General features: G+C 59.9%; 1 pseudogene. It reads right to left on the reverse strand.

The annotated features are described in order from the left end of the window. Nucleotides 1-108: 108 nt before the first annotated feature. Nucleotides 109-1106 (reverse strand): annotated as a pseudogene (locus tag C666_RS19100) (IS5 family transposase). Between the last annotated feature and the right edge of the window lie 62 nt (nt 1107-1168).

Here is a 1168-nt window from a genome sequence, read left to right on the forward strand (position 1 = left end):
GGAACCCCTGATCAATTGATGTTCTGAGCAACCGCACCCAATCCAGCCATTTCCAGCCGACTCCGATGATCGATTTTTCCGCCCCTACCGCTGCTTTTCGAGGCTGCTTCAGCCCCGAGCGCTCATCTTCGGGCGCAGCGGGCGGATTTCACCCATCAACGCATCAGTGCTCGCCTCGCCAGGTAAAGATTGGTCAATCCGATCAGCGAGAACACCTGAGCGGCATTCTTCGCGATCCCCTTGTAGCGCACCTTCGTGTAACCAAACTGGCGCTTGATGACGCGAAACACGTGCTCGACCCGCATGCGGATCGAAGACATCTTGTGGTTGAAGCGCTTGTTCGCCCCGGTCAGCGGATGCGGCTTGCTGGCCTTGAGCGACACGCCCCAGAACACGCCGGCCTTGCGGGCCAAGCGCTTGAGCTTGTTGTTGACGTAGCCCTTGTCGCCGAACACCGCCCGGTCGTCCTCGCGCAGCAGATACGGCAATTGGCTGATGTCCGAGGCGTTGGCCGGCGTCACCGACACCGTATGCACGAGTCCCGAATTGACGTCGGCGCCCACGTGGATCTTCATGCCGAAGAACCACTGCTTGCCCTTCTTCGTCTGGTGCATCTCGGGATCGCGCTTATTGTCCTGGTTCTTCGTCGACGGTGGCGCGTGGATGATCGTCGCATCGACCATCGTGCCACTCTTGAGCAGCAGTCCGCGTGCCTCAAGCGTGTCGTTGATGATGTTCATCATCTGCGCGCTCAGCCCGTGCTTCTCGAGCAGGTGTCGGAACTTGAGGATGGTCGTCTCATCGGGCATCGCGTCGTCAGCCAGCTCGAGACCCACAAAGCGGCGCATCGACTCGATTTCGTACAGTGCGTCTTCCATGGCCGGATCCGACAGCGCGTACCACTGCTGCAGGAAGTAGATCCGCAGCATCGTCGCCAGCGGCATCGGCGGACGACCGCGCCGACCAGACTTCGGATAGTGCGGTTCGATCACCGCGAGCAGCGCTGCCCATGGCACGACCGTCTCCATCTCGGCCAGGAAGCGCTCCCGGCGGGTCGGTTTCTTCTTCCTATCGAACGCCAACGAGGCGAAGGTCGTTTGTTTCATGGGCGCAGCGCAGATCATGACTTCAGTATTTTACCGGCTCTGAATAGATCAGAGCTTCCTTA

Source organism: Thauera linaloolentis 47Lol = DSM 12138 (assembly GCF_000310205.1).
Taxonomy (GTDB): Bacteria; Pseudomonadota; Gammaproteobacteria; order Burkholderiales; family Rhodocyclaceae; genus Thauera; species Thauera linaloolentis.